This is a genomic window from Saccharomonospora saliphila YIM 90502 (assembly GCF_000383795.1).
GTDB lineage: Bacteria > Actinomycetota > Actinomycetes > Mycobacteriales > Pseudonocardiaceae > Saccharomonospora > Saccharomonospora saliphila.
On the sequence record NZ_KB912699.1, the window covers coordinates 19176 to 22110 of the forward strand.

The window sequence follows — 2935 nt, forward strand, 5'->3', positions numbered from 1 at the left end:
CGGCCCGGTCCGGTCCGCCGTCGTGGCCGGTTCCGTCGTGGCCGGTCCCGTCGCCGTCCCCGGTCCTGTCGTTGGCACCGGTCGCGTCGTTGCCGCTGGGCTCGTCGCCGGGGCCGCCGGGGGCGATCTCGGAGCCGGGCTCTCCCAGCCGCAGCACCTCGCCGTCGAGCACGAAGTCGTACTGCGCGCGGTCGGTCGCGCGTTGGACGTCGGCCTCACCCCGGGCGAAGCCGTACGGCCCCCCGTCGCGCGTGGCCACCCCCTCTACCCGCCGCACCGGCAGTCCGGGCATGGCGCCGCGGACGTGGAAGTCGAACCTCACGCTGTCCACCCCGGCCAGCGCCTCGGCCGCGCTGTCGACGAGGGCGCGCCCGTCCGGAAACGGGCCACTGGGGTCGGGGGAGGAGGCACACCCTCCCGCGACGACTGCCGTCAGCACGGCGGAGAGCACGACTGCGACCCTGCGGAGCACCATGCCGCTCACGGTATCCGCCCGCCCCACCCACCCCGCCCCATCCCACGAGTCGCCCGGGACCCCCGCGAGTTGCCCCCCACGTTTCGCGAGTTGCCCGAAGGCGCCCGCGAGTTGCCCCGAAGGTGCCCGCGAGTTGCCCCGAGCGCGTCCGCAGCTTGCGCGTCGGTGTTCGACACCCCTCGAACGGGTCAGCGCGGAAACCCCCGAAACACCGAGTTAACCTCGCGCGCATAGGGTCGCCGCATGGATCGCCAGCAGGAGTTCGTGCTGCGCACACTGGAAGAACGTGACATCCGGTTCGTGCGGCTCTGGTTCACCGACGTGCTCGGCTACCTCAAGTCGGTGGCGGTGGCACCCGCCGAACTCGAGGGCGCCTTCGGGGAGGGCATCGGGTTCGACGGCTCGGCCATCGAGGGGTTCGCCAGGGTGTACGAGTCCGACATGGTCGCCCGGCCCGATCCGTCGACCTTCCAGGTGCTGCCGTGGGAGACCCCGGACGGCGAGCACTACTCGGCGCGCATGTTCTGCGACATCGCCATGCCCGACGGGTCGCCGTCCTGGGCGGACCCGCGGCACGTGCTGCGCAGGCAGCTCTCCAAGGCAGGCGAAGCGGGATTCACCTGCTACGTCCACCCGGAGATCGAGTTCTTCCTCCTCGCGACGCTGCCCGAGGACGGCAGCGAACCGGAGCCCGCCGACAACGGCGGCTACTTCGACCAGGCCAGCCACGCCACGGCGACGCACTTCCGCCGGAACGCGATCGAGGCGCTCGAGGAGATGGGCATCTCCGTGGAGTTCTCGCACCACGAGGGCGCCCCCGGACAGCAGGAGATCGACCTGCGGTACGCCGACGCGCTGACCATGGCCGACAACGTGATGACCTTCCGGTACGTGGTCAAGGAGGTGGCGCTCACCCAGGGCGTGCGGGCCACGTTCATGCCCAAGCCGTTCACCAACCAGCCCGGTTCGGGTATGCACACGCACGTGTCGCTGTTCGAAGGCGACCAGAACGCCTTCTACAGCCCGGAGGACCCGTACGAACTCTCCGAGACCGGCAAGGCGTTCGTCGCGGGACTGCTTCACCACGCCCGCGAGCTCTCGGCGGTGACGAACCAGTGGGTCAACTCGTACAAGCGGTTGATCCGGGGCGGGGAGGCACCCACGGCGGTGTCGTGGGGCCACGCGAACCGCTCCGCGCTGGTGCGAGTGCCGATGTACTCGCCGGGCAAGGCCTCGTCGCGGCGCGTGGAGATTCGCAGCCTCGACTCGGCGTGCAACCCCTACCTGGCCTACTCGGTGGTCTTGGCCGCCGGGTTGAAGGGCATTGAGAAGGGCTACGAGCTGCCCCCCGCGGCCGAGGACAACATCTGGACCTTGTCCGACTCCGAACGCAAGGCCGCGGGCTACTCCGAACTGCCGCAGAACCTCGGCGAGGCACTTGTCGAGATGGAGCGCTCCGAGCTCCTGCCGGAGGCTCTCGGCGAGCACGTCTACGACTTCTTCCTCCGCAACAAGCGGGTGGAGTGGGACAACTACCGCAGCGCCGTCACGCCGTACGAGCTGCGAACCCTGCTCCCGGTGCTCTGACCGTTCGGCCCTCGGAACGACCGCCGGACCGCCTGGAGACCCGTCGCTTCCGGCGGTCGGCTTCGTACGGCCCCAGCCGGGGCCGGAACGTCCGGCGGCCGCGCCGTCGTTGTCCGGTGTCCCCGCCGTCGTCGTCCGGCCGAGGTCCGATGGTGTGCGGACACCACCCGTTCGGGTGGTTCTGACCTGGGGTTTCGGCCATGGGGGACCCCCCTGTTTCAGGGGTGTTCGCGGGGGTGTAATCTTCTTCGTGTCGCCAGGGACGGCCGGGGCGGCCGGGTGAGAAGCCCACAGGGGTTGCTTACTCGGAGTCTGGTCGGGTACCGTTGCTGGTTGGCCCTCGGTTGAGGGTCGCCCCCCCCCTTCGAAAGTCCGAACGGACGGTTGTTAGAGTGGGTGGCGCCTTCGGGCGAGACAACGAAGACACTTTTCGTGTTGTTTGAGAACTCAACAGTGCGCTAGTGATTGTCAGCTAGTAGAGCTTTGATGCCCCTTTTTTTGGGGTGTGCCCCTTTTTTGAAGGGTTTCTTTGAGATCATTTGGGTCTCGGATCGGATTCATTGTTGGAGAGTTTGATCCTGGCTCAGGACGAACGCTGGCGGCGTGCTTAACACATGCAAGTCGAACGCTGAAGCTCAGCTTGCTGGGTGGATGAGTGGCGAACGGGTGAGTAACACGTGGGTAATCTGCCCTGTACTCTGGGATAAGCCCTGGAAACGGGTCTAATACCGGATATGACATGTCTCCGCATGGGGGTGTGTGGAAAGCTCCGGCGGTACAGGTTGAGCCCGCGGCCTATCAGCTTGTTGGTGGGGTGATGGCCTACCAAGGCGACGACGGGGTAGCCGGCCTGAGAGGGTGACCGGCCACACT

At 67.7% G+C, this 2935-nt stretch carries 2 protein-coding genes and 1 rRNA gene; 2 read left to right on the plus strand and 1 reads right to left on the minus strand.

The genetic code is table 11. From position 1 onward, the window contains the following. A partial coding sequence (locus SACSA_RS26285) for an LppX_LprAFG lipoprotein (RefSeq protein ID WP_019818706.1) occupies window positions 1-475 on the minus strand: 475 nt, incomplete at its 3' end. A 243-nt stretch (window positions 476-718) separates the two neighbouring features. On the opposite strand from SACSA_RS26285, the gene glnA reads away from it, so the two are divergent. Next, on the plus strand, window positions 719-2062 hold the full coding sequence (gene glnA, locus SACSA_RS0116120) for a type I glutamate--ammonia ligase (RefSeq protein ID WP_019818708.1): 1344 nt from the start codon (window positions 719-721) through the stop codon (window positions 2060-2062). Window positions 2063-2622: 560 nt separating this feature from the next. Continuing rightward, window positions 2623-2935 (plus strand): 16S ribosomal RNA (locus SACSA_RS0116125); the annotation flags it as partial.

Bases quoted from the DNA above. Each gene is read 5' to 3' on its own strand.
- glnA (WP_019818708.1), top strand. From the start codon at position 719: ATGGATCGCCAGCAGGAGTTCGTGCTGCGCACACTGGAAGAACGTGAC.